Origin of the sequence: Longitalea arenae, assembly GCF_016924755.1 — a bacterium.
In the GTDB taxonomy this organism is placed as follows: Bacteria; Bacteroidota; Bacteroidia; order Chitinophagales; family Chitinophagaceae; genus Niastella; species Niastella arenae.
Map to the genome: position 1 here is coordinate 498,045 of NZ_JAFFJX010000003.1, position 24,476 is coordinate 522,520.

Annotated in this window: 20 protein-coding genes; 8 read left to right on the forward strand and 12 right to left on the reverse strand. The window is 47.9% G+C overall.

Translation table 11 applies throughout. The features are described from left to right. Positions 1-49: 49 nt before the first annotated feature. The 5 genes from JT717_RS10680 to JT717_RS10700 all read right to left on the reverse strand — a co-directional run bounded on the left by JT717_RS10680 (position 50) and on the right by JT717_RS10700 (position 8,262). The gene (locus JT717_RS10680) at positions 50-1,438 is read right to left on the reverse strand and encodes a Gfo/Idh/MocA family protein (protein ID WP_205510193.1); all 1,389 of its coding nucleotides are present in this window, start codon (positions 1,436-1,438) and stop codon (positions 50-52) included. A 29-nt stretch (positions 1,439-1,467) separates the two neighbouring features. Continuing rightward, positions 1,468-3,060 carry a RagB/SusD family nutrient uptake outer membrane protein gene (locus JT717_RS10685; RefSeq protein WP_205510194.1) on the reverse strand — a complete coding sequence of 531 codons (1,593 nt, stop codon included), beginning with the start codon at positions 3,058-3,060 and terminating at the stop codon, positions 1,468-1,470. A gap of 11 nt (positions 3,061-3,071) precedes the next feature. After that, positions 3,072-6,329, reverse strand: coding sequence for a TonB-dependent receptor (locus JT717_RS10690; protein WP_205510195.1), 3,258 nt, complete (start codon positions 6,327-6,329; stop codon positions 3,072-3,074). 34 nt (positions 6,330-6,363) lie between these two features. Continuing rightward, positions 6,364-7,566, reverse strand: coding sequence for a FecR family protein (locus JT717_RS10695; protein ID WP_205510197.1), 1,203 nt, complete (start codon positions 7,564-7,566; stop codon positions 6,364-6,366). Positions 7,567-7,668: 102 nt separating this feature from the next. Then, positions 7,669-8,262, reverse strand: coding sequence for an RNA polymerase sigma factor (locus JT717_RS10700; RefSeq protein ID WP_205510198.1), 594 nt, complete (start codon positions 8,260-8,262; stop codon positions 7,669-7,671). Positions 8,263-8,505: 243 nt separating this feature from the next. Here JT717_RS10700 and JT717_RS10705 point away from each other — a divergent pair, with 243 nt between their 5' ends. The 3 genes from JT717_RS10705 to JT717_RS10715 all read left to right on the forward strand — a co-directional run bounded on the left by JT717_RS10705 (position 8,506) and on the right by JT717_RS10715 (position 11,047). Next, entirely contained in the window at positions 8,506-8,844 is a 339-nt protein-coding gene (locus tag JT717_RS10705) for a hypothetical protein (RefSeq protein WP_240347973.1), read from the forward strand. A gap of 251 nt (positions 8,845-9,095) precedes the next feature. Then, a complete protein-coding gene (locus tag JT717_RS10710) occupies positions 9,096-9,893 on the forward strand; it encodes a carboxypeptidase-like regulatory domain-containing protein (RefSeq protein WP_205510199.1) in 798 nt (265 codons plus the stop codon). A gap of 77 nt (positions 9,894-9,970) precedes the next feature. After that, positions 9,971-11,047, forward strand: a complete 1,077-nt coding sequence (locus tag JT717_RS10715; protein ID WP_205510200.1) for a putative phage abortive infection protein — start codon at positions 9,971-9,973, stop codon at positions 11,045-11,047. Positions 11,048-11,118: 71 nt separating this feature from the next. Here the strand turns inward: JT717_RS10715 and JT717_RS10720 are convergent, their stop codons facing one another. Beyond that, the gene (locus tag JT717_RS10720; RefSeq protein ID WP_205510201.1) at positions 11,119-12,609 is read right to left on the reverse strand and encodes a calcineurin-like phosphoesterase C-terminal domain-containing protein; all 1,491 of its coding nucleotides are present in this window, start codon (positions 12,607-12,609) and stop codon (positions 11,119-11,121) included. Positions 12,610-12,799: 190 nt separating this feature from the next. On the opposite strand from JT717_RS10720, the gene JT717_RS10725 reads away from it, so the two are divergent. Beyond that, a complete protein-coding gene (locus tag JT717_RS10725) occupies positions 12,800-14,152 on the forward strand; it encodes a TolB-like translocation protein (RefSeq protein WP_205510202.1) in 1,353 nt (450 codons plus the stop codon). A 27-nt stretch (positions 14,153-14,179) separates the two neighbouring features. On the opposite strand, the gene JT717_RS10730 is transcribed toward JT717_RS10725, so the two are convergent. Next, the gene (locus JT717_RS10730) at positions 14,180-15,139 is read right to left on the reverse strand and encodes a TIGR03885 family FMN-dependent LLM class oxidoreductase (protein WP_205510203.1); all 960 of its coding nucleotides are present in this window, start codon (positions 15,137-15,139) and stop codon (positions 14,180-14,182) included. A 9-nt stretch (positions 15,140-15,148) separates the two neighbouring features. Next, positions 15,149-16,759: an alpha-amylase family protein gene (locus JT717_RS10735; protein WP_205510204.1), complete on the reverse strand. Its 1,611-nt coding sequence runs from the start codon at positions 16,757-16,759 to the stop codon at positions 15,149-15,151. Between the two features lie 136 nt (positions 16,760-16,895). Between JT717_RS10735 and JT717_RS10740 the strand changes: the two genes are divergently transcribed. Beyond that, entirely contained in the window at positions 16,896-17,828 is a 933-nt protein-coding gene (locus JT717_RS10740; protein WP_205510206.1) for an alpha/beta fold hydrolase, read from the forward strand. On the opposite strand, the gene JT717_RS10745 is transcribed toward JT717_RS10740, so the two are convergent. Beyond that, positions 17,806-18,048, reverse strand: a complete 243-nt coding sequence (locus JT717_RS10745; RefSeq protein ID WP_205510207.1) for a hypothetical protein — start codon at positions 18,046-18,048, stop codon at positions 17,806-17,808. The two genes, JT717_RS10740 and JT717_RS10745, sit on opposite strands and share 23 nt — an antisense overlap. A 155-nt stretch (positions 18,049-18,203) precedes the next feature. Between JT717_RS10745 and JT717_RS10750 the strand changes: the two genes are divergently transcribed. After that, a complete protein-coding gene (locus JT717_RS10750) occupies positions 18,204-18,425 on the forward strand; it encodes a hypothetical protein (RefSeq protein ID WP_205510209.1) in 222 nt (73 codons plus the stop codon). A gap of 20 nt (positions 18,426-18,445) precedes the next feature. Here the strand turns inward: JT717_RS10750 and ppsA are convergent, their stop codons facing one another. Next, complete coding sequence (ppsA, locus tag JT717_RS10755) at positions 18,446-21,076, reverse strand: phosphoenolpyruvate synthase (protein ID WP_240347974.1); 2,631 nt, start codon at positions 21,074-21,076, stop codon at positions 18,446-18,448. 1 nt (position 21,077) lies between these two features. Further along, positions 21,078-21,533, reverse strand: coding sequence for a MarR family winged helix-turn-helix transcriptional regulator (locus tag JT717_RS10760; protein ID WP_205510211.1), 456 nt, complete (start codon positions 21,531-21,533; stop codon positions 21,078-21,080). A gap of 249 nt (positions 21,534-21,782) precedes the next feature. Here JT717_RS10760 and JT717_RS10765 point away from each other — a divergent pair, with 249 nt between their 5' ends. Both JT717_RS10765 and JT717_RS10770 read left to right on the forward strand, forming a co-directional pair. Further along, positions 21,783-22,343 (forward strand): type 1 glutamine amidotransferase domain-containing protein, encoded by a 561-nt coding sequence (locus JT717_RS10765; protein ID WP_205510213.1) that lies wholly within the window; start codon positions 21,783-21,785, stop codon positions 22,341-22,343. Between the two features lie 111 nt (positions 22,344-22,454). Then, positions 22,455-22,655 carry a hypothetical protein gene (locus JT717_RS10770; protein WP_205510214.1) on the forward strand — a complete coding sequence of 67 codons (201 nt, stop codon included), beginning with the start codon at positions 22,455-22,457 and terminating at the stop codon, positions 22,653-22,655. Positions 22,656-22,812: 157 nt separating this feature from the next. On the opposite strand, the gene JT717_RS10775 is transcribed toward JT717_RS10770, so the two are convergent. Then, positions 22,813-24,459 carry a RagB/SusD family nutrient uptake outer membrane protein gene (locus JT717_RS10775; RefSeq protein WP_240347975.1) on the reverse strand — a complete coding sequence of 549 codons (1,647 nt, stop codon included), beginning with the start codon at positions 24,457-24,459 and terminating at the stop codon, positions 22,813-22,815. Positions 24,460-24,476 lie beyond the last annotated feature (17 nt).

Genomic DNA, 24,476 nt, shown 5'->3' on the forward strand with positions numbered 1-24,476 from the left:
GTTTTTTAAAACGGCAGCCTGGCATTGTGCTTTACAGGCCACTTGGGGTCTATATTTTTATATCCATGATCTTATTCTTCTTCCTGCTTTCTTCCGCCATAAAACCCATAATATGGCTTTCGATGGACTCTTCAATGGTAGAGGTCAACAACTTGGGATTTTGCTGCGACACGGCCTGTACAAAGTCATGCGCCAGCAACCAGTCGCCGCCACCATGACCATTATTTTTATAGCCTTCTACATCTTCGGCAATGGGCACCAGCTTCGTTTGTTTACCGGTCCTGAAATCAGTGACCACCAGCTCCGTCATATCGCCTACCATATCGCCCATTGAACCCATTACCCGGGTACGCCGCCGCTCGTAGGAAGTAAAGGCTTCCATCGAAAAACTGGCGGTGACATTATCCCCAAATTTGATATTCGAGATATAGTGATCGGGCTGGTCATTTTCCATACGGTACACACAACGGCCGTAATTGGTCGTGCGCAGTTTTTCCATGATGTGCTCGGCATGTTTCGCCTTGTCTTCCGGCATATCAAATACTCCTACCCTTTCCCTTTTATCGTGGTAGGTTTTGATGGCTGAATATGGACAACTGCGCTCAACCGCGCAGCCATCGGTACAGCGGGCCGTGCTTCCGGCCGGAGCGTTCTCTTTTCTAAACCATTTCAGATCGCCCATGGCCACGATCTGTTTGGCCGGTTTATTAATGATCCATTTTATGATATCGAGGTCATGGCAGGATTTAGCAAGTATGATGGGCGTGGTTTGTTTTGAATTATGCCAGTTGCCTCTTACATAAGAATGGGCCATATGCCGGTGCTCGATAGGTTCCAGGTGCTGCACACTCATCACTTCACCAATGGCTCCCTGCGCTATAAGCTCCCGCATTTTTACAAAGTAAGGTGCGTAACGCAATACATGACACACGGCCACAATACGGCCTGTTTTTCTGGCCAGCGCGAGAATGTTCCGGCATTCTTTTTCGGTTGGCGCTATCGGTTTCTCGAGCAGTACATCATAGCCCATTTCCAATGCTTTCATACAGGGTGCATAATGCAGGTTATCGGGCGTGGTGATAATGATGGCATCGGCAAACTTTGGCCGTTCGAATACGCGTTCCCAGGTATCGAAGCGGTTGGCATCGGCAATCCCGTGCTTTTTGGTATAGCGCTCATTACGGATAGCGTTCGGTTCGGCCACGCCAACGATCTTGAGCATCTCCGGAAATTTGGCGGCATAGTTGCCATACACATTGCCACGGCCGCCGGCGCCCAGTGTAATGGCCGTAACGGGTTTGTCGAGCCGCTTGTGCAAAGGATTTTTTGGAACTTCATATACAACGGTGCCATCTGCCAAACGGGCCATTGCTTCTGACCCTATCACCGTAGCGCCGATACTTAGCCCAAGCTGCTTAATGAGATTTCTTCTGTTCATTGAATATATTTTGTTTGTTATTGTTTCAACTAGTAGTGATCATTCTGTTCCATCGCGGGATTGGCCAGCATCTCCCGTTGCGGAATGGGCCAGCGAAAATCACGGGCTTCATTGCAGGAGCGCACTTCCACTTTAACCGGTTCGTTGGTAGCAGGATCAACAGCCCCATATACCTGTCCATTCATCACCATGCCCAGGATGCCCCAGCGGCGGATATCATAAAAACGCCCGCCTTCAAATGCCAGCTCCGATTGCCTTTCGCGGCGCACCAGCTCCCGCAGTTTTTCCTGCGTATTATATCTTGTAACATCTACCGGCGGCATGGAGGCGCGCTCCCGCACCTCATTTAAATACTTCACCACATCAGGATGATCCCATTGCTTCAGTTCCACCAGCGCTTCCACATAGTTGAGTAATATTTCTGCATACCGGATGATCATATAATCCAGCGTGCGGGTGCCGGTGCGGTCTTTGGGATCCAGATACTTTTTCACCCAATAACCGGTAGCTGTCGCATTTTGCGCACCCAGGCGATCGAGATTGGTTTGTGCAGCATCAAATGGCTTCAGGACATAAGACGAAAATGTTTGTCCGGGTAACAACACAGAAGCAATGAGCCGCGGATCGCGGTTGTTTTTGTAATTGGGATCTTTCTGATAAATGGCCGCTGAATCGGCGCCGAGCTCCCAGATCGTTTTTCCCTGTTTGGTTTCATAATTATTCACTACAGCGGCTGTAGGCGACAGCACCGTCTTTCCACCTACGCCCAGCGGCGCAAAGGTGTTCCATTGTTGTCCACCACTCGTGTTTTCCCTGAAGAAAATTCTTTCTTTATTCAATTCACCGGTATAGAGAAAAAGATCGGCATAACTGTTCCTGGGATTGGCAGCGGTTTTATACAATTCGTATACACCCAGGTCGATCACCTTTTTGGCAGCGTCCCTGGCCGTTTCATATTCTTTGTAAAACAAGGCCAGCCGGCTGATCAGCGACCAGCAGGTGCCGGCGGAGATTCTTTTCAGATCGGCATTATTATAAACTGCAGGCAGGTGATGGGCGCAGTCGGTCAATTCACTCACAATAAAATCGTACACATCTGCCTCCTTATTTCTTTCCAGGTAACTTTCTGCAGGGGTTACCGAAGTTCGTACAATAGGTATATCGCCAAAGAACATCAGCAGCTCCATATGATAATAAGCCCTCAATGCCCTGGCTTCATACTTATAACGGATCTTCAGGGAATCATCCATAAAACAACGGTCAACATTCTCTAAAAAGCGGCAGGCACGGCGGATATCTTTAAAATCATCTTCCCAGATGCCGGCCCCCACATTCCAGGTTGGGTTATGCAATCCTTTTACATAAGACTCATAATCGCCGCGGGTACTCTGGCGTGCAACCGCTTCATCACTCAATGCCGACAAGAACATCAATTGCCTGCCGGAAGAACCGTCGGGAATACCTGCATACACCGAGTTCAGGGCATTGGTTGCATCGGCAGAAGTGTTCCACCATTCCGCATCGGAGATACTGGTGGGATGATCATGTTCCAAATATTTTTTACAGCCGGGAAAGAGTATAACACCGGCAAGCATCGATATAAATAAAATAAATTGTTTCATGTTGTGGCAAATTAGAATTGAATGTTACATCCGAACGTGTAGGTTTTCATAATACCATAGGTCCATTGATTGCCGCGGCTTTCCGGATCGGTCAATTTCAGGCTGGTAAAGGTGAGCGGGTTCTGCGCATTGAAATATAAGCGCATGGAGTTGATGCCCGTTCGCTTTATGAAAGGAGATGTGAGATCATAACCGAGCTGAATGAATTTTACCCGCAGATAGGCGCCATTCTGAAACCAGAAATCAGATGATAACTTATTATTGGCAGGTGCGGTTGACAAGCGGGGGAAACGGGCACCGGTCCTTTCCGGCGTCCAGTAATTGGCTGCATAATATTTTGTAGGCACGCCGCCATCTTTGCTGAGGTCTAATGGCAGGGCGAACATATCCAATAATACAGCATCACTGTTACCGGTACCCTGGATCAGGAATTCCAGGTCCAGCTTTTTATAGGCGATCCTGAAATTAGAGAAGTAGTTCAATTGTGGCACCGGGTTACCGGTCAGCGTTTGATCTTTTGCGTTGATCTCACCATCATCACTCAGGTCGAGGTATTTGATGTCGCCGGGCGCTGCATTGGGCAACACCGGCACCAGCGCTTTGCCGGAATGATCAAAATCCGCTGCCTGCAGCAGGCCATCTGTTTTATAACCATACAAACTGCCAATAGGGCTGCCTACCTGGTCGATGTTAGTACCGGTCTCATTGATGTAGGGACCAGCCACCAGGCTCAGGATGGTGTTCTTATTGTATGAAAGTCCGGGGCGGATAGAAATGCTGAGGTCCTTTCCTGCCTTCGCATTATAATTCATCGACAATTCCCAGCCTTTGTTCTGTACCTTACCGGCATTCACCGGTACTTCGCCTTCAAAGCCTCCTACCAGCGGTAAGGATGGGTTCAGGATGATGTCGTTGGTTATTTTATCATAGTAGTCGAATGTCATTTCCATTTTACCATCGAACAAACCGATATCGGCGCCAAGATCCGTCATATGTACGGTTTCCCAGGTGATATTTGGATTGCCATAGGTTGTTTCCACCCCGCTGGATGAGTTCACCAGGGTCTGGTATTTATACAAACCAATATTCTCGTTCCCCAGGTAACCATAGGAAGCTCTGAGTTTGAGGTTATTGATAAAGCTCACATTTTTAAGAAAATGTTCATTATGTACATTCCAGCCAAGGGCGACGGAAGGAAAATAGCCGAACCTGTTATTCGGACTGAACCGCGAAGAGCCATCCGTACGGATCGTTCCTTCCAGCAGGTATTTATTCTGATAAGAGTAATTCAGTTTCGCATACCCCGAGATCAGGGAAGAAACATCCCAATCACCGGAATTGGTCTCTTCCTGTGAATAACCGGCCATGGCAAACAACATATGGTCACCCAGGGTAACTGTGTAGTCGGCATTCGCGCCCAGGTAATAATAAGTAGACCGCGTAGTGGTCACGGCCCTTTGCATGGTCCAGGTTTGCAGCAACTGGCCCGTATAATAATCGAAGTGGTTGAAGGTATTACGGGTATCACGGTTAACGTCGCTGTTCAAGCGGAAACTGAACTGACCGCGTACATTCAAACCGGGCAATACCCGCCATTTAGGCTGCAGGTTGATACTGGTTTGTCCGCTTTCATATTTGCGCTGGCCGCCTCGCTCCGCATAGGCGACCGGGTTAACAATATCTACATACCTGCCGTAAATGGTGCGCCCATCTAGCTCCGGATATTTGGGCAAAATGGTAGGCGGTACCCGGTAAATATCTTCCAGCATGCGGTTACCGGTATTACCCGTTGCAGTTGCCCGGTTAGGGGTAAGCGTATTTCTCTTGATGGCCAGCATGTCGAGGTTGATCACAAAATTCTTGCTGAGGGTTACAGAAGTATTGGCCCTGATATTGAACCGGCTGGTATTGTTTACCGGCAGCATGCCCTTTTGATATAAATAGTTACCCGATAAAGCAAAACGCGCCACGTTATTACCACCGCTCACAGCCAGGGTATGACTTGTAATGGGCGCCCGCTGGTCGATCACTTCATCGATCCAGTTGGTATTGGGGAATCTTACCGGATCGGTACCGGCGATCGTATTTTCAATATCACTGTCTGAATAGGTGGCTTGTTTACCGGCATTGAGCTGCGCTTCATTATACATGCGCATATATTCCGGGGCGTCTACCACCTGGGGCAAACTGGAAGGCGCCTGTATGCCCACATAACCATCATAGGTAACGGCCACCTTGCCGGGCATACCTCTTTTGGTGGTAACGACAATTACGCCATTGGCGGCCCTGGCCCCATAGATGGCCGCAGCGGCCGCATCTTTAAGCACTGTAACGCTTTGCACGGTTACGGGATCGATATGATTCATATCCATCGGAATGCCATCTACCAATACCAGGGGATTGGAATTGCCCAGGGTACTGATGCCCCTGATCTTGATGGTAGCAGCATCCCCACCCGGTAACCCGGAATTCTGGGTAACCTGTAAACCGGTAACACCGCCCTGCAAACTTTGTGATAAGGTGGTGATGGGTTTGCCTGTGATATTCGAAGCCACATTCAGGGTGGCCACTGAGCTTGCAATATGTTTCTTTTTCTGTTCTGAAAGCCCTACCACCACAATCTGCTCCAGGTCGTTCACCTCTTCTTTCATGGAAATGTTAAGGGCGTTATCGCTTTTCGTAACGGTGTACTCAACCGGTTTGAAACTAACCCGGGAAAAAACAAGCACATCGTATTTGTGGGCCTTGATGGTGAAATAACCATCCGCATCAGTAATGGTGCTTACAGCAGCGCCTTTAATGGTCACCGTAACCCCCGATAATGCAAGCGGCGGTTCATGGGTATCGTATACCCGGCCGCGCACTGGCAACAATGTATCGCGCTGCCTGGTGGCAACAGCTTCTTCTTTGGCGGTGATAACAATTTGCCGGCCGCTGATGGCATAGGTTAAACCAGTGTCATCGAGTGCGCGTTTAAGCACATCCGCAACAGGCACATTCTTTTCCTCAAAATGAACCGTCTTTTTCATTTCCCGCTTTAGCAGTTTATCGCGGTAAAAAATAAGATAGCCGGTTTGCTTTTGGATCTCCTCAAATAATTCCGGCAATGTGGCCTGCTTCAGGTTGAGGTTAACCCGCGTGTTTTGAGAATAGGTCTTTGCCGAAACACTCAGCATACCAATGAACAATAAAAAAACGGTGAACTTGATCTTTAAAAATAGCAGGTGGGCTTGTCCCTGGCCGGGACATTTACAGCCATTCATTTTCATACGTGCGCAGTTAGTTAAAAATTGGTTATCTCATTTATTTTCTTAAAGCCAGTTTTTGCTCTTTTGGTAAATAGTAATACGGCGTTCCGAGGCATACCAGGTTCATGATCGCTTCGATATTATGCTGCAGATCGAGCCTGCCCGAAAATGTTTCATCACTATGCAGCAGCACGTCGGTATTAATGCGTACATCATAATACCTCGACATCCGTTTGGCGATCTGGGCGAGCGGCGTTTGTCTGAATATCAGGTAGCCCTTTCTCCAGGAGATGTATTCTTCAATATCAACGGAACTGGTGGCGATCCGTTCTGCACCGCTGCGAAAGCTGGCCATATTACCGGGCAGCAGCCGTTTTGTAAGGTTTCCCGAAAGGCTTTGCCCATGTACCGCAACACTGCCTTGCACCAGTACGACGTTCGTTCCTTCATCGTCATCGTATGCGCTTACATTGAAGCCGGTGCCCAGGACCTGTACCCCAAGATCTTTTGTATGTACAGTGAAGGGCCTGGCAGCATCATGTTTTACATCAAAATAAGCCTCACCATTCAGCTCAACGGCTCTTTGGTTTCCGGCAAAAGAAGTGGGATATTTTAAAGAGGATGCGGTATTCAGCCATACCATGGAGCCGTCTGCCAGCATCACCTGCATCCTCCTGGTACCACGGGGAACGGTTAAGGTATGATAGGTGACAGCAGCGTCCTTGTGCGAAGCGGTATCGTATGCGATCCGGCTGTCCGCCAGTTTTAACACATGGATGCTATCCTTACCGGCCAAAGGTCCTTGATCAGCATTCCCTAATTCAATGATCTCCCCATTGGCCAGTGTGATGTAGGCGCCTGCTTTTTTTGTGACCCTCATTTTTGCCGGTGGCGCCTCTTTATGCCTGGCGACTTCCTGTACCGGCGCTGTTTTCAGGAACAAAAACCAGGCGGCGCCCAGTGAAAGTATAAATACTGCAGCTACAGCTACCCGGAAATAAAAGCGCTGATATAAGGGCGTAACGGGCGCTTGCACCTGCTGCAACAAACGATTGCGTAACCTGTCGCTGATGGCGGCCGGCAGTTCAGCCTTCCCTTCCATGGCTTTATCAAATGCAACCTGTAACTGCTGTAAGAGGGCGCGGTTGGCGGTATCGTGCTGAAGCAATTGCATCAGTTCTTCCACCTGTTTCGGTGTGCAAGTGCTATTTATATAATGGGTTAGAAGCTGCGAAAGGTATTCATTGGTTTCCGGCATAAACAGAATTTGGCTGCGTTGTATATATAGTATCCCCGAACGCGAAATAAGGGTGGGTGGTGGAGAAAAAAAATTGTAATTATTTTTTTCGGGGGCATGATCTCAGCTGAGCGTGCAGCCAAAAGCGGAGCAATCTGTCATTAAAAATAACATAAACATAAAATGCATGGGCGTATCGCCATATTCATCCAAATGTTCCCTGATCAGTTTCATAGCCAGTACCATATGCTCTTTCACTGTGTTGCGGGAAATGCCAAGCTCATTGGCCACCTCGTCATAGCTTTTACCTTCTTCACGGCAGCGCCTGAACACTTTTTGCCGCTGCGGAGGCAATCGATTGATAGCAGCCTGTAAAATTTCTTCGTATTGCTGCCATAACAATTTCAGATCAGCGTCCGCAACCGATTGCGTAAACTGCTGCATAACCTGCATCCGCAGGTTCTCATCCACGGCGATCTTCTTCAAGCGTTTGAAAACACTGTTTCGGCAGATCCGGTAGAGGTAGGCTTTAAAGGAAAGCGAAGGATCGATGCGGCTTCTGATCTCCCAGATCTTGAGGAATACATCCTGCAGCAGATCTTCGGTAATGGCTGGTGATTTAACAAAGCGAAGCACATAGTGATAAAGGGCCGGGTGATAATGATTGTACAATTCCAGGAATGCATCGCTATCGCCCTTTTGCAAGCGTTGGATCACACTTTCTTCGTTATATGTAGCAGGAATTGCAGGCACTTGCTTAAAGCGCCTAAAATAAGTAATGTTGATCGAAATTCAAGGGCCTGGCCAGTGAAACTATCATTCATATTGTCAAATTGACCGGGGCATCCTTTTCCCTTTTTGCCGGGTGGCATTGGACAATAGATTCCACGAATTGTTGCCCTTCCCCCAAGGTAAAGGGCTGGCATAATTCCTGTGCTTTTGCTCGTAAAATATATAGTTATGTCAGGACGTGGAGATAATAACAAACAAGGAAGTTCAGGCAGAGGGGCCAACCGCCAAAGCCTGCAAGCATTCCCCGACGATGCAGTACGTGAAAGGAAGCCTTCTAACCGTAAAACATACGATCTGCTGGTTGACGATGTTCCTTATTCAGTGATCACAGAACCGTTTACCTTTAATGGTGAGCAACGGTATTACATAAGTGTAAACGGCGGCCCCGAGCATGTCTTTACCTGGGATTCGGAGATAAAGCGGCTGACCGCCATAGACGATGAAGGCTCCATATTGCCCGATGCACTGGAACAGGAGATCAGCCGAAGGCTCGAGGCGGATCTATAACAAAATGAATGGCGAGAGCAGTTTGATATTTCTTAATTGGTTCCATTGTATAAGCTGTCTTCAGGTGGGGAACTTACCTGCCTGGAGATAGCTTTTTATCTTCAAGGTTCCGCACAGGCGGCTATTATTTCCTATCTGCAAAATGTCGCTTTTGTCCTATTCTGCACATTAATTCCCAAAATTTTTTATTTTTATCTGCACACAGAAGAATAACCGGCCGGGCTATTAATGCTTTTTAAATCGGGCAAAGCATGAAGTGCGTTATCATTTTTCGTACAACCATTTTATTGCTGCTATTCGTGCAGACAAACCAGGCAGCTTTTTGCCAGGTACTTATCAAAGGCACTGTATATGATAAACAGGCCCGTTTCGGCGTGCCGCATGTGAGCGTGTTGAGCAGCTCTGGTACGGGCACGATAACCGATTCCCTGGGCCGCTACAGCCTGAAAGTGCCCGCCGACGACTCCGTTTACTTTTCCTACCTGGGCAAAATGACCTCCAAATTCCCGGTTAAACATTTACCGCCCGATCAACCACTCGATATCAGTCTGCCCGTAGCCGTTGATAGCCTGGCTTCCGTAACCGTTCGCCAACCCAGTTACCGGATGGACTCACTGGCCAACCGCGCCGAATATAAAAAAGTCTTTGACTATGACCCTGTATTGGCGTCTGCTCCGGGTAGCGGCTTTGGGCTCGGCATCAGCTTCGACCTCCTTTTTAACACCAGAAAGATCAGGAGCATGGAAAAACTGAAAGCCCGGCTGGAAAGGGAAGAACGGGAAAAATATGTCGATCACCGTTTCACCAAAGCGCTGGTAAAACGCATTACCGGCCTTCGATCGCCGGCATTGGATACATTTATGATCCAGTACCGCCCCAGCTATGAACAGTTGAAAAACTTTGAAACGGAATACGAGTACTATCAATACATCAAAACCTTCAGTAAATATTTTATCCACAACTGGAAAATAGACCACCCACATCTAGCTGACAGCAGCTTTGTAATTCCCCCCGGATCTTCAGATATTGATCACCATCAAGCGCAATAAACATGGGCGGTGCACTAACTGCGACCGGAAAACTATACATTTGATATCATGTATTTTCTGACAATAAATAGTTCCTTATGCAAGACAGGAAAAAGGACTATCAAACAAACCTCACCCCGCTCATTATAACTTTACTAACGCTGGCGGCAATACTGTTTCTGTTCGCTCCCTTCTCACCGCTTTTATTTACGAATACCGCTGCCGGTTTCTCCAGCACCGGTCAAATCGGTGATACCATCGGCGGACTGATGAGCCCTTTTATTAATCTCTCTGCCGTCATCGTTACCGGGCTGGCTTTTTATATGCAGTACCGGGCCAATAAATTACAGGTTCAGCTTTTCACCGACCAGATAAAACAAACGGAAAGGCAGTATAAAAAAGAGAAGCTATACCAGGAAACCCAAAACAAGATCCAGCAATTCGAAAGCCAGTTCTTTGAAATGCTTCGGCTGCATAAAGAGAACGTGGATGAACTTTGTATAACCAGTGTTGTACATGGAAAACAGGTATCAAAGCGGCAGGCATTTGTTACGATGGCCGATGAATTTAAATCCTTCCTGGGTTATATCAATTACGATCACCTGCCCTTTATCCAGGAATACAAACACGCTTACGATATTTTTTTCTGGGGTTGGAATAGCGATTATATAGATATAGATTCATTATCGCATTCCTGGTTCAGGATAATCGAGGGACCGAATGAATCGGATCCTTCCTACCCGATTGACTTTAGAGAATATAAAGGCTACTCGAGCTCCTTAGGCCACTATTTCAGGCATTTGTTCCTGATAGTCAAATTTGTTGCTTACAGCGATGCATTAACAGATTATGAAAGCAAGATGAAATACCTGAAAATACTCAGGGCGCAGCTCAGCAATCATGAACAGATCCTGCTTTTCTACAACTGGTTAAGCACAGACTATGGCGGCGCCTGGGAAAACGAAGAACACCGGTTTTTTACCGACTACAAAATAATACATAACCTTTGGGTGGGAGAGCTCTATCAACACCCATATATCATTGATGCAGTAAACAGTCTTATCGATAAGTACAATCGCAATCCGAAAGAAACACCTCTGTTTGAATTCCAGGGAAATGATTTTTATCTCAAAATGAAAAGCACTGAACACCGATCGCTCTCAGATCTTTTATAGCGCTTGCATAGGAAAGCTTACTATGAAAAAAGACCGCCATTGCCGGCGGTCTTTTCATTTTGTTCAATATGTCAGAGTGATATTTTTTCCTCGAAAATATTTCCAAACCGGTCGGTAGCTTTTACCAGTACTTCTTTGGCTGCCGCTGATGGTTTGGCAAAGAAGATATGATCGGCCGTTGTAGGCTCAACGAATTTGTGCTTCTGCGGCAATTCCGGACCGGCATATAATTCAATGGCCCAGGGATCCAGCGAAACCCTTTTTTCCATGGCGCCTTTGGCAACACCGTCTTCAAACCATTCCACTTTCCATTTACTATCCCAATTCCAGACATTGGCGCATATTTCATCCGGAGCGCTTTTCAATCTTCCTTTCGCATACACCCTTAACTGGTGCTCCTTGTGCTTGCCGGTGCTTTTATAATACCATTTGATCTCACTGCCCTCTACTTCATATACACCATAACCCGAAGGAGTGCCATCGCCACAGATCGGGCCCGTCCACCAGGCGCCGCAGACCGTGCCATGATTGTGCTCCATCATATTGCCCCTCTCCCAGGTATCATTAAAGTGCGTATGTCCACTCATGATATGCACCTTGAAAGGAGCCAGTAATTTATACAGCTGTTCGCGATTGGCGACCACGCCGCCCAGTTCTTCGGCTTTATTATCTCTTTTCGCCTGCCGAGTAAAAGTAGGTATATGCACACTAACTACTACGGTGCTGCCGGGTTTTACCGTTGCCAGGTCCTGCTCCAGCCACCGCAACTGGTTCTCGGTAATATAGCCAATGTATTTTTTAGCGGCGCCCAGGAAGAAAACATCATCCAGCACCACGTAATGGATCTCGCCTCGGTTAAAGGAATAATAAGTAGGGCCGAACTGCTGTTTGAAAGTTTTGGCTGAACCGTCATCAGCCCGGGCGTCGTTGTTCATATCATGATTACCGATCACATTAAAGAACGGAATACCGCAGGAGCCCACCGCCTGCTTATAATCTTCAAACAATTCGAACTTATCCCATACCAGGTCACCACAGCCAATACCATGGAACAGGGTATTCTTTGGATACGAAGCTACAAGCGCCTGCAGATCGGGAACCGACTGGCTTTTTAACAGCTCTACATCTTTTTTTGAGATCATCTGCGTATCGGCCCACACCACGAAATTATGTTTGCGGTCATCCACTTCCAGTTTCTCCAGCGGGAAATCATTTTTGACAGTATCATTTCCTTTAGGCAATGGCGCATAAAATGCGGCTATCCCTTTATCGGCCGGGAACGCATAACCAGCAGGTACGCTTATGTAAACGAATTCGGCGCCGGCATTGGTGATCAATTCATAGCGCCCGTTTTTATCAGTAAGCGTAACATGTATACCATCGGTGACGGCAACATTCGCTATTCCTTTTCCTTTGCTGTGCACTATTCCCTTCAGGGTACGAAGGGCCGGGTCGTTCGGCGCCCGTTTTGTAACCGGTTTAGCGTTCAGGAATACGGAGGGCATCGCAAACAGCGATCCGGTAAAACCTATATTCTTTAAAAATGCTCTTCTGTTGGTCATGAGGTAACTGTATATCTGTTGATTAAATATGGGAACCGATTATTTGCAGGCGCAAAAATCAAGAATAGAGTAATATGCGAATATTATTTAAATGTTAAGGGATGGTCAATCCTGCCTGCCGCATACAACAGGACAGTTACTAAAATTCTCCCTGATATATTTGAATGGAAAAAGAACATTGCATTGCTATATGAAATTGAAAACTTTTCTGCCTGTATCTTCTTTATGCCTTTTTCTGCTGACGGGTTTTTCGTTATATGCGCAAATTGGCAAACGGTTTCCATCAGAACGGAAAATAATAAAAGACCCGGTCACCGGTGTTCAACTAATATTTCTAACCAGCACACCGCATGGAGATGCAAAGATCTATCCCACCCATAATCAATGGACGGCTGACGGCCAATGGCTTATTTTTCGCAGCGGCCGGGTAAAGGGAGAAGTGCTGGCCGTGCATGAAAGAACCGGCGACCAGGTGCAGATCACCGAAGGTGGTTATACGGGGATGCTTTGTGCGGCCAGAAGATCGATGAAGCTGTACTATATGCGCAGCATGGACAGCAGCCGGCGAAACGGCCCTTTACAGGTGATAGAGACCGACCTCGCAAAACTATTTGCGCATAGCAGGTCAGGCAATATGCAGCCTGCTTCCGTTTATCAACGGGTATGCGGTATTATTCCCGATTCTTTGAACGGCGGTGGCGACATGGCGCTCGATGCGGACGAAAAGGAGATATACTTTCGCGTTAGCCGTTCAGCAGCAGCCAAACAGCTGCCACCCGGCACCAAACTGGAAGGCAATTTTGGTCCGCGCAATATGGGTGCCGGTCCGGCAGGCCTTGCCCGCATGAACCTGAGCACCGGTGAAATAAAATATATCATTTCAGTGCCCTTTCAGATCGGCCATATTCAAACCAATCCCTGGGTGCCCGGTGAAATTGTATTCTGCTGGGAAACCGGCGGCAAATCGCCCCAGCGTACCTGGACGGTAATGGCGGATGGTTCGGGTTTACGGCCATTGTACCCCGAATCGGAATACGAGTGGGTTACGCATGAAGCAGTGATCGGCAAAGACGAAGTAGCGATGGCGATCATGGGCCACCGAAAAATTGCCGGCGCCGCCACAAGAGACACAACAGGCACGGCCTGGCATGGCGCCAATCCCGGCCAGGAAACTGCCTGGGGACCATCAGGCACGCGGGAGAAACCAACGGGACTGGCCATTGTGAATCTGCGAACCAGGGAAATGGTGATTGCCGGACAAACAAAAGCTGGCAGCGGATTATGGCATGTGCATGGTTCGGCCGATGGACGTTTTGCTGTAGGCGACGATTTCTCGCGCAGCATTTATTTGATCGACCGGCGTACGGGCGAAATGATCCTGCTCTCAACGGGGCATAAGACCAGCGCTGCAGATCATCCGCATCCAACGATGAGCCCCGACGGAACAAAGATCGAAATTCAATCAGCCATGTTATCGGCAGATAACCGATCCATGAATATTTGTATTATTCCTGTTCCTGCGTTATGGTTAAAAAGAAAGTAGGTATAACTATGAGATGGCGGTGAACAGCTATTTCAATTTGGGCAGTACCTGCTCGCCGAAATCTTTGATGAATAATTCCTGTTGCCGGTTTACGTTGTGTAAAACGATGTGGTCAAAACCAAGCTCGATGTATTGTTTGATCCAGGCCACATGTTTCGCCGGATCTTCAGACACCAGCACCATCTTTTCTATGTCCTTTGCCGTTATATCGCGGGCGGCCGCATCAAAATGTTGCGGCAAATACATTTCCTGCAACTTTTCAGAGGGCAGCACATTTGTTCGCCACTGATCCAATGCACCGGATAATGCTTCTTCATAGGTCCTTGCATACGATAACTGCATTTTCAAATAGAGCGGTTTGCCTTTGCCACCCCCTCTGTGAAAAGCATCGATCGTGGCTTTCATTTTATCGAGGGGTTTATGGATAGTGATCAGTCCTTCGGCCCATGAACCCAGCCATTCTGCTGTTTGCTCGGTTACAGCCGCAGCAATGATCGGTGGCGCCGATCGCGGTCTTGTATAGAGTTTCGCATCTTTAATGGTAACAGCGCCTTCATGCGTTATGGTCTCTCCGTTCAGCAGCCGCTTGATGATCTGCGCAGATTCATACAGGATCTTATTCCGGGTATCTTTATCGGGCCAGGGCTCACCGGTAATATGTTCATTCAATGCTTCTCCACTGCCCAGCTCGAGCCAGAACCTGTCTGGAAACATCTGGGCCAGCGTAGCTGCCGCCTGTGCGATCACCGCAGGATGATATCGGCCGCCAGGGGCGCAGATCATTCCAAAAGGCAATTGGGTGGCCTGCATCGCAGCGCCCAGCCAGGCAAAAGAAAATCCGCTTTGTCCCTGCCTTTCTCCCCAGGGATAAAAATGATCGGAGCTATGAACCGCATCAAAACCGGCTGCTTCCACGAGCTTCATCCAGCCAAGCAATTCGGCCGGACTGAATTGTTCATGTGAAGCATGATAACAGGTGATCGCCATACAGGTTTGTTATTTGTTGATTGATCGCCACCAGTGAAATCCATAACCATCTATTTGCAGGGCCCTATCCTCTCCAGCATCCCTGCTACCGAAGATATGTACCCACTTCTTTGATTTACCTACCAGTTCTTCTCTACTGAATGTTACCGGGTCCCCGCTGAAATTATGCGCGAACCACAGATCGCCATGTTCTGACCGGAAGTGGTGCACAAATAAACATTCATTGTCCTGCTCGATGATCTCAAATTCGCCGCTGCCTATTTCTGGACATTGCTTGCGGATGCTGAACAGCCGCTCGATCCAGTTCAGGATCGAATCGCCCTGGCTTTGTAATGACAGCACATTTATTTTCGGGAAGCCAAACTTTCCTTTTTCAATCACCTTCCTGCCTTTTGCCCTGGTAGAAAAACCGGCATTCGGTTCGCTGGTCCATTGCATGGGCGTTCTTACGCTTTCACGGCCCTCCAGCGAGAGGTCGTCGCCCATACCAATTTCATCGCCATACCTGATAAGGGGAACGCCGGGCAGGCTTAATAAGATGCTATAGGAAAGTTTAAGCAAGGCATCATTGCCATCGAGCATGGGCGCCAGCCTTCTGCGGATGCCTCTGCCATAGATCTGCATAGATTCATCCGGCGCAAACTGTTTAAACACCTGCTGCCTTTCCTTATCGGTGAGCAGATTGAGATTGAGCTCATCATGTTGCCGCAGAAAATTCAACCATTGCCCCGCAGGTTGTATACCCGGTAACTTCCGCAATGTTTTAATCAGGGGCTGTACCTTTCCCTGCGCCAATGACAGGAACAGGTACTGGTTCAGAAAAAAATTAAAGATCATATGCATGCGCGACTCGCCTTTGATATAGGTGGCCACTTCTTCGGGCTTTACATTGGCTTCAGCCAGCAGGATGGCATCTGTTTTTTTGGCGGCGAGAAAATGCCGCATTTCCTCAAAGAATTTTTCCAGCTCCTCCTGTTCGGCGCCTTTGATGCCGTGTGGTTCAATGATGATCGCCGCTGCATCGATGCGGAAACCACTTACCCCCATACTCAGCCAGAAGCCCATGATCTTAAGGATCTCATCGCGCACATCCGCATTCATGATGTTCAGATCGGGCTGCTCCTTATAAAAACGGTGCAGGTAATACTGGCCGGCCTGTTCGTCGAAGGTCCACATCGTATTTTCTTCACCCTGAAAACTCAGTTCGACCGATTCAAACTCCACCGGCTCGTCGCTCCAGACGTAATAGTCGCGGTATTTGCTATTCCTGTCTTTTCTTGCTTCCCTGAACCAGGGATGTTCTATGGAAGTATGGTTCACCACCAGGTCTATGATGATCTTGATGCCATACACCTGGGCTTTATCTATCAGTTGGGCAAAATCGCCCAGGTTGCCCAGGCGTTCATCTATATTGTAATAGTCTTTTACATCGTAGCCATTATCTCTGTTCGGGGATGGGAAGAACGGCAGCAGCCAGATACAGGTAATGCCCAGGGCAGCCAGGTAATCGAGCTTGTCGATCAGCCCCTGAAAATCTCCAATGCCGTCGCCATTGGAATCAAAAAAAGTTTCTACATCGAGTGAGTAAAAGATGGAATTCTGATACCAGTGATACTTCATAATCTGTTTTATTCAGGTGCAGGATAGGCGATTTCAAAGACTGAAACAGTAAAAATTATACCATCTGCCAATGAGCGGAGATCTTCGATATAACATGGTATCATTTTTTTACTGATACTTCCAGTACAGCGGCAATATGCAACACCCATTTATTCATAAGAGAAGGTGGACATTGTTGAAATGGCTGGCAGGCGTGCCGGTGTTTTCCCTGCTTGCCTGTTTTTTGCTGGATAAGCTGGTTCAACACCGGAAGAGTGATGCAGCGCTGAAGCGCCTCTTCAGGAAAAAACAAATTGATGCAAGGATCCGGTATTTCAATGCAGATGGGCGGATGTTACGCTATGTGGCTGTAGGTAATGATAACTTACCAACATTACTATTCTTACACGGCTCACCTGGTTCATTAAGTTTTTATGCACCCTTGCTTACTGACCCGCGGTTGTTACAAAAGTTTAAAATGCTTGCTATTGACCGGCCCGGCTATGGCTATTCAGGTTTCGGTGTTCCGGAGCCATCGATAGAACAACAGGCAAACAGGATAGAAAAACTGATAGAGGGGTTTGGCTCCATCCGACGCCCGCTTATAATTATTGGCTATTCCTATGGCGCGGCCATAGCCTGCCGGATCTTAATGAACAAACCGGGCATTGCAGACGGGTTATTATTACTGGCTCCACCCATTCAACCCGGTAAAGAAAAATATTTTTCGGTTACCCCTGTGCTTGAAACACCGTTTATCCGCAGCTTCATGCCGCGCCTGCTGCGGTCGATCAATACCGAGAAATTTCATCATTATGATGAACTGACCCAAATGCTTCCTTACTGGAACCGCATCCAGGTACCTGTGTTGTATGTGCAGGGTGAAAAAGACAGCTGGGCCTATCCGGCGAATGCCGCTTTTGCCAGGGGACAACTCACCAACGTTCCCTGGCTGCGCATTCACTTCCTGAAAAACCGCGGGCATTTTTTTACATACACAGCACAGGAGATCATTCAACAAAAAATACTTGAATTATACCATTCAATAACCAACCGGCCGGCAGATCCTATTCATCCCGGTTTTGCCTGATGCCTTCTTTAGCTTTGTTTTTAGCACGTTCCGCTTCCTCACCTGTCATCCGGTCACCATCCTTAACATTCTGGGCTTCCTGGTCCTGGATCGGATTATCCTGCTCTTCGGCCGGTTTGGGATCACCGTACCTGTCAGGATTCGTTCCTGCAAAATCGGCTTGTTTATCACCTGTAATGTTCTTTTTGTTTTGCTCCTTTTGATTGTCCCTGGTATTCATAAAATTCAATTTAGTGTTCAAGTATTAAATGAATTCCAGAAAATTCAATGCCACCGGTGGGGTTGAATATCCACAAAGGGCAGCACCAGAAATTATCCTAAGTGGGAACGAATTTTTTATATGCTACAGAAAGGTTTTGCCTTAAATCTAAACATATGAAATGTATCTTTTCATGCATGCTGGGCGGTATGATGCTGTGTTTGGCGTATTGCAAAAATCCCATGCCTATCACCGCCAATCCGGATGATCACACCAATGCCAGCGGCACGGCCGGTTCGGCAAAAATGACAAACCAGTTGCCGGGGAAAAACAATAATGTGCCCCTCAAACTGGATACCATAAAACTTCCCAATGACACGTTGCGGGGAAGACAGTGATCGATGCGGATGTTGCCAGTTTACAGGAGCTCAATATACCCTTCGGTTCCGTGTACCCGGATGCGTTGTCCATCCTGTATCAGTTTGGTAGCGTTCTCGACGCCAACTACGGCCGGCAAGCCATATTCCCGCGCAATAACGGCGCCATGCGTCATCAATCCACCCACTTCGGTGACCAGGCCTTTAATACCAACAAACAAGGGTGTCCAGCTCGGGTCAGTAAAAGCAGTCACCAGGATATCCCCCGCTTCCAGGTCGGCATCTTCTATCTTCAGAACGACACGCGCCCTTCCTTCAATACATCCGGAAGAAACAGGCAGTCCCACAATAGCCCCCGCCGGAAGATTGCCGCGCTTATACTGCCCGGTGATGATCTCGCCGTCTGAAGTGATCACCCGTGGCGGTGTTAATTTCTCAAAATATCTTTGTTCCGCTTTGCGTTGGTTGATGAGCTGGTGATCCAGTTTGCTGGTGCGGATGACTTCACCCAGTTCTTCCACTGTGAGATAATAGATCTCTTCGTTTTCATGAATAAGCCCGGCCTGTACCAGTTTTTCAGCTTCTTTCAGCAAGGCCTTTTTATATACAAAATAACGGGAAACTATAGCGTATTTGGGATACTCGCGGTAACCGATGAAATTGCGCACCAGGTCGATCATGCGTTTCGTTTCCCGGGCTTTTTGCGCACCATCCGGTAATTGCTGTAACCGGTCTAATATTTCCTGTTCCTTTCTCAGTGCCTGCTGCCGTCCCTGTTCAAATTTGCGATGACTGGCGCCTGGCTGCAGGTTCTTAATATTATTCAGAATTACAGGAACCAGGGCGAGCGGTTTTTCGCGCCAGCGGGGTCTTGTGATATCGATCTCACCTGCACATCGCATCCCGTATTTGTCGAGAAAGGCATCCAGCGCTTGCCTGGTTTCGCGCCCACCCCTGTATTGCAGCAAGCCATCCAAAAAATTATCTTCTTTCACCTGCTGTAAATACGCTATCACTTCCGGGTAAGGGCGGATCACATCTGCCACATCCAATAGCGCCAGTCCCATTTCTGAGGTAATATTATGGGGGACAGACAGCGTAAGTGTATCCGCAACGTTTTTTTCGCCTAACCATTCAAATATCTTTTCATTGATCCAGGCGGAGGCATTCATCGCTGTCATGACCACCCCAAAGCCCTGCATGTCGGCCCGCCGCTTGCCCATGGCCTGTTTTTCTTCCAGGATGAAATCGATCAGCTCAGCGCCGGATTTCGCTTGGATACTTTCTTCTAATTCCCTGATCGATGCTTCGCTGCGTTCGATCAATTCAGTGACAATGGCAGGGTCATAATCCTGTAATGTTTGATAGTTTATTGGCGGCGGGCCTTGATTGCCATTACCTGCAGGCTGCTGCTCATCATCAGGTCCTGATTGTATGAGATCGCCCCGCGCGATAATGTTCATGAACGCGTCGCGCATCAGGGGGTCAGATTTTCCCAGCACATTTACCAGCACTTCTCTTTTAGCAGGGGAAGCCAGCTCTTCACTGATATCGACGAATAATCTTCCACCGGCTGTATACATGGGGCGGGCGGCCGTCAGCTGCCATACAGACAAGCCTAATGGTTTTATGGCATCGGTCATCATTTGCTGATGACCCACGGATACATACACGTGCATTCGGGCATCATCTGCTTGCGGAATGGGAAATAAAGTAGTGATCGGCCGGCTCTGAACAATATAAAAGGTGTTATCCACCAAACACCATTCTATGTCCTGCGGCTGGCCAAAATGTTTTTCTATCTTTCTGCCGATGCCTTCAAGCGTGATGATCTGTTCGTCTGTGAGTGTTTGGCGCTGCTGCTTGTCCGCTTCAATGGCCCGGGTTACCGTACCCCCTTCTTTCAACGCCTCTACCGCCAGCTTCTTTACAGCTATTTGCTTATCGATCAATTTACCTTCACGTACTTTATAAACATCCGCATTTACCAGTCCGCCCACCAGCGCCTCTCCGAGACCGAAGCTGGCATCAATAGACACTACTTTCCTGTTGCCAGTGACGGGATCGGCCGTAAACAAAATACCTGATGCCTGCGGAAAGACCATTTTTTGAATGACTACCGCCAGCTGCACTTTACGGTGATCGAAGCCGTTCTGCATGCGGTAGCTTACTGCCCGCGCTGTAAACAGCGATGCCCAGCACCTGCTGATCTGTTGCAGAATGGCCTCCACGCCGATCACATTCAAATAGGTATCCTGCTGTCCGGCAAAAGAGGCCGTGGGCAGGTCTTCCGCTGTGGCGCTTGACCGCACGGCATAGGCGTCATTGTCGCCCAACTTACTGAGATAACCTGCTATTTCTTCGGCAAGATCATGGGGAACCGGGATCTTTTCGATGGCGGTACGAACAGCTGCGCTGAGCTGGTTCATCCGCTCCCGTTCATCTGCTTTACAATTATTTAATTCATCCAGAAAACTGTCAAACACCGGGTTATATTCCAGCATTCGTTTGTACGCTTCAGTGGTAACACAAAATCCGGGCGGCACCAAGATGCCGCCGATCCTGGATAATTCGCCGAGTTTAGCCCCCTTGCCTCCTGCCAGCATCAATTGTGTGCTGTCCAGTTCCTGAAAAGGAAGTACCAATGAAGAATTCCTGATCATCTGCGACATATCATTTATTATTTAGTTTATCGGTGGTTTCCGTCATGATCTCAATGGCCTTTACAAAGTAGGCCTCGATGGTTTTAAGCTCCTCTACGGAAAAAGAAGCCATTAATTTCCCGGATTTATTCCTGTATTCTTTATACAAGGGCTCTAAAAGCGCCATAATGTTTTTGGTGTTCGGCTCGATGATCACCTTTCGCCGGTCTGCTGCTGCAAATTGCCTTTTGACCAGTTTTTTCTTTTCAAACCGGTCGATCAAACCGGTAACGGCCCCGGTTGTCAATCCGGTCAAACTGGAAAGCTCACCTGCAGTCATCGCCCCTTTTTGTAAAAAAAAGCCCAGGTATTTATGGTCAGTCCCTGAAAAGCCCGCCTTCCGGGCAACGGCTTCATGCATCTGAATAGAAGTGTATGCGTATTGCTGACTGAGTTTTCTCAATTGTTTCAGCAGGTCTTTATCCATAAATATCTTTTTGGGTAATTATCTTAGCCACTAAGATACTTAATAATTGGTTTACCCCCAAAGAAAAACGGCGCCGTGATGCTGTTTTATTTCAATGGTGTACTTGTAAAAAAATCCGTAGAGCAAATTCAGCAATCGGCGGCCCGCTCAGCGGCTGATTGCGCGGTACAGTTTTTATGCATCAAGGGGAGACTGGTACCGGTTTTCGAGCCAGTAAGATCAATTACTCATATCTAAAAATTATATATTATGGCTACACAAAAATTAGCAGGAAAAAGAGTAGCGATCATTACGGAAAATGGATTTGAAGAAGTAGAGCTCACAAGTCCATTACAGGTGTTGAAGGATGCAGGCGCCCAAACGGCGATCGTTTCTCCCCAGCCCGATAAAGTGAAAGCCTGGGATCACGATCACTGGTCCATTGAGCTGCCCGTTGATGTATCCATCGACTCGGCTGATGCAGAGGAGTATGATGCGCTGGTGATTCCCGGCGGTGTGTTGAACCCTGATAAAGCGCGCCTCAATGAAAAATGCGTGCAGTTCGTGAAACATTTCCTGGATACGGGTAAACCTGTTGCGGCCATTTGCCACGGTCCGCAATTATTGATTGAAACAGGTCTTCTGAAAGGGCGTACCATGACCTCCTACCCTGCCATTAAAACAGATCTCATGAACGCAGGGGTGAATTGGGTTGATAAAGAGGTGGTGGTAGACAAAGGGCTGGTAACCAGCCGGAGTCCGAAAGACCTGGAAGCGTTTAACAGAAAAATGGTGGAAGAAATTGCGGAAGGTGTGCATGCACACGCATAAACTTCAAGTTTTTGGTTTTCAGAAATTAGCACAAGGTTCATTTGCTACATGCCAGGCGGTACCGCAAGGCGCTGCCTGGCATAGTTTTTTTGCCCTTTACTAAAAAAGCATATGATTTCGAGTAAACGTGAAGAAGATCAGAAAAGAGAAGAGCAGAAAAATGCATTCGAAAACGGCCAGTCACCGGAAGTAACCAAAAAGAACCCTAATCCCAGGGCTAATGAAAATCTTCCTGATAACAAAGATAAACGTCGATCCCAGGAAGACAGCAGTGGCGCTGGCAGCGAGATCACGGATGGAGAAGACGGATAAGATTCGTTTGCATAAGGCCGTGATAAGCAGGTACAGCCAGTGCGACGGCAATGGTTTGCCTGGCCTAAGAAAATAAATGCCCCGGCCGGTGGCCGGGGCATTCTATTAAAGCGGTTTCACTGAAGACTGTGCCCGGTAAGTTTAAATGAGGTGTCAATTAATAACCGGGGTTTGGTTTCAGGTTGGCGTTCTTATCTATTTCTGTTTTTGGAATGGGATACAAAGCCCGGTAGTCGCCATTGGGAGCGTGCGACAACCATGATTTTTTGGTGAACACCCCAAACCTGATCATATCGGTTCTTCTGCGGGCTTCCTGGTTGAATTCCCAGCCCAATTCATCGAGGAAACGGCCATACCTGATATCGGCGCCGCCTTCGAATGTGGAGGTCAGGTGATTTCGAAGTCCGTAATCATAGATGCTGCCCGCCTGCAGCTGGGCGCCGGTTACAAGCGCTTTCGCAGGATTGAGTTTAAAGGCGCGCTGGCGCACCTGCGTTACAATGGCAGCTGCCGCATCAGCACTTCCCAGCCGCAATAAACTTTCCGCTTTCATCATCAGGATATCTGCATACCTGAACAGTGGCCAGTCATTGCTCAGCCGGTTGGTAGCATTCATGGCTATTTCAAATTTACCCAGGCGGAAACCATCTACCTCTTCAGACCTGTCAACGCCGGGCAGCTCATTTCTATAGGCCAGCGGCTTCCCCACATAAGCGCCCATAGTACCAAAAATGCTATCGCCTGTTGCCGTAAATTGTTGTCCGCGGATATAATTGTCGAGCAGACGGCTGTCTTCCGGATCAAAGGTGTTTATAAATTGCGGCACTGCACATACACCACCCCAGGGCGAGAACTGCAGGTTATAGGTCTTTTGATTTTCCGGCTGCAGGGTTTGCATATGGATATCAAAAGAATTCCATTCATTTACATATTTCGAATCGAAAGGCAATGCAAAAATGATCTCTTTCGAATTTTCATTATTGGTAACAAACACATTCTTTTGATTCGGTTCCAGCGCAATTTTACCTGAACTTACTGCGAAGTTGATGATGGTATCGCAAACCGCCTGACATTTATCCCACTGCGGTGTACCGGTATACACTTCGGCATTCAAATACATTTTCGCCAGCAAAGCAAGCCCGGCCCATTTATTGAATTTACCATAGGTTTTGGTGCTCACTTCATCCGTTACTCTTGGAATGTTTGCCAGAAGATCGTTTACAATGAAATCATATACTTCCCTGCGCGTGTTTTGTTTTGGCAGGAAGCCGGCAGGAACATCAAACCTGTCAACAATGGGAACATTGCCATAAATATCGCATAAGATCCAATAGTACGACGCGCGCAGCAATTTCATTTCAGCCACCAGGGCAGCGGTATCTTTTTCAGCAACCGGTATGGCGCCTGATTGCACCTGGTAAATAATGCGGTTACAATTGGTAATACCCTGGTATGCCCTCGTCCAGATATTGATCACAATATCATCTTCCGTTGTCCATTTGTGTTCGTGAATCCGCCGGTAAACACCGCCATCTACCCAGCCATTCGGCCTGGCAGGCGTAAGCATTTGATCGCCTGAAACCTCCTGGGCCCTGTACACGGTATTCCATTGCAGCAGCAGGCCGCGCCAGTCAACATAAGCAGCGCCCGCCAATGCCGGCAATTCAGAACTGGTAGGTACGAATTCACTTGCTATGATCTGGTTATAGGAATCGTTCTTCAATTTTGTGCAGGCAGCCAACAGCAATGGAATAAACAACAGCGCTATCATGCCATGCCCTATATAATGATTCGTCTTCTTCATGTCTTTATTAATTAAAG

Excerpts from the sequence above, each read along its gene's own strand:
- JT717_RS10680 (WP_205510193.1), bottom strand. The coding sequence starts at position 1,438 with ATGAACAGAAGAAATCTCATTAAGCAGCTTGGGCTAAGTATCGGCGCT.
- JT717_RS10685 (WP_205510194.1), bottom strand. The coding sequence starts at position 3,060 with ATGAAACAATTTATTTTATTTATATCGATGCTTGCCGGTGTTATACTC.
- JT717_RS10690 (WP_205510195.1), bottom strand. The coding sequence starts at position 6,329 with ATGAAAATGAATGGCTGTAAATGTCCCGGCCAGGGACAAGCCCACCTG.
- JT717_RS10695 (WP_205510197.1), bottom strand. The coding sequence starts at position 7,566 with ATGCCGGAAACCAATGAATACCTTTCGCAGCTTCTAACCCATTATATA.
- JT717_RS10705 (WP_240347973.1), top strand. The coding sequence starts at position 8,506 with ATGTCAGGACGTGGAGATAATAACAAACAAGGAAGTTCAGGCAGAGGG.
- JT717_RS10710 (WP_205510199.1), top strand. The coding sequence starts at position 9,096 with ATGAAGTGCGTTATCATTTTTCGTACAACCATTTTATTGCTGCTATTC.
- JT717_RS10715 (WP_205510200.1), top strand. The coding sequence starts at position 9,971 with ATGCAAGACAGGAAAAAGGACTATCAAACAAACCTCACCCCGCTCATT.
- JT717_RS10720 (WP_205510201.1), bottom strand. The coding sequence starts at position 12,609 with ATGACCAACAGAAGAGCATTTTTAAAGAATATAGGTTTTACCGGATCG.
- JT717_RS10725 (WP_205510202.1), top strand. The coding sequence starts at position 12,800 with ATGAAATTGAAAACTTTTCTGCCTGTATCTTCTTTATGCCTTTTTCTG.
- JT717_RS10730 (WP_205510203.1), bottom strand. The coding sequence starts at position 15,139 with ATGGCGATCACCTGTTATCATGCTTCACATGAACAATTCAGTCCGGCC.
- JT717_RS10735 (WP_205510204.1), bottom strand. The coding sequence starts at position 16,759 with ATGAAGTATCACTGGTATCAGAATTCCATCTTTTACTCACTCGATGTA.
- JT717_RS10740 (WP_205510206.1), top strand. The coding sequence starts at position 16,896 with ATGCAACACCCATTTATTCATAAGAGAAGGTGGACATTGTTGAAATGG.
- JT717_RS10745 (WP_205510207.1), bottom strand. The coding sequence starts at position 18,048 with ATGAATACCAGGGACAATCAAAAGGAGCAAAACAAAAAGAACATTACA.
- JT717_RS10750 (WP_205510209.1), top strand. The coding sequence starts at position 18,204 with ATGAAATGTATCTTTTCATGCATGCTGGGCGGTATGATGCTGTGTTTG.
- ppsA (WP_240347974.1), bottom strand. The coding sequence starts at position 21,076 with ATGTCGCAGATGATCAGGAATTCTTCATTGGTACTTCCTTTTCAGGAA.
- JT717_RS10760 (WP_205510211.1), bottom strand. The coding sequence starts at position 21,533 with ATGGATAAAGACCTGCTGAAACAATTGAGAAAACTCAGTCAGCAATAC.
- JT717_RS10765 (WP_205510213.1), top strand. The coding sequence starts at position 21,783 with ATGGCTACACAAAAATTAGCAGGAAAAAGAGTAGCGATCATTACGGAA.
- JT717_RS10770 (WP_205510214.1), top strand. The coding sequence starts at position 22,455 with ATGATTTCGAGTAAACGTGAAGAAGATCAGAAAAGAGAAGAGCAGAAA.
- JT717_RS10775 (WP_240347975.1), bottom strand. The coding sequence starts at position 24,459 with ATGAAGAAGACGAATCATTATATAGGGCATGGCATGATAGCGCTGTTG.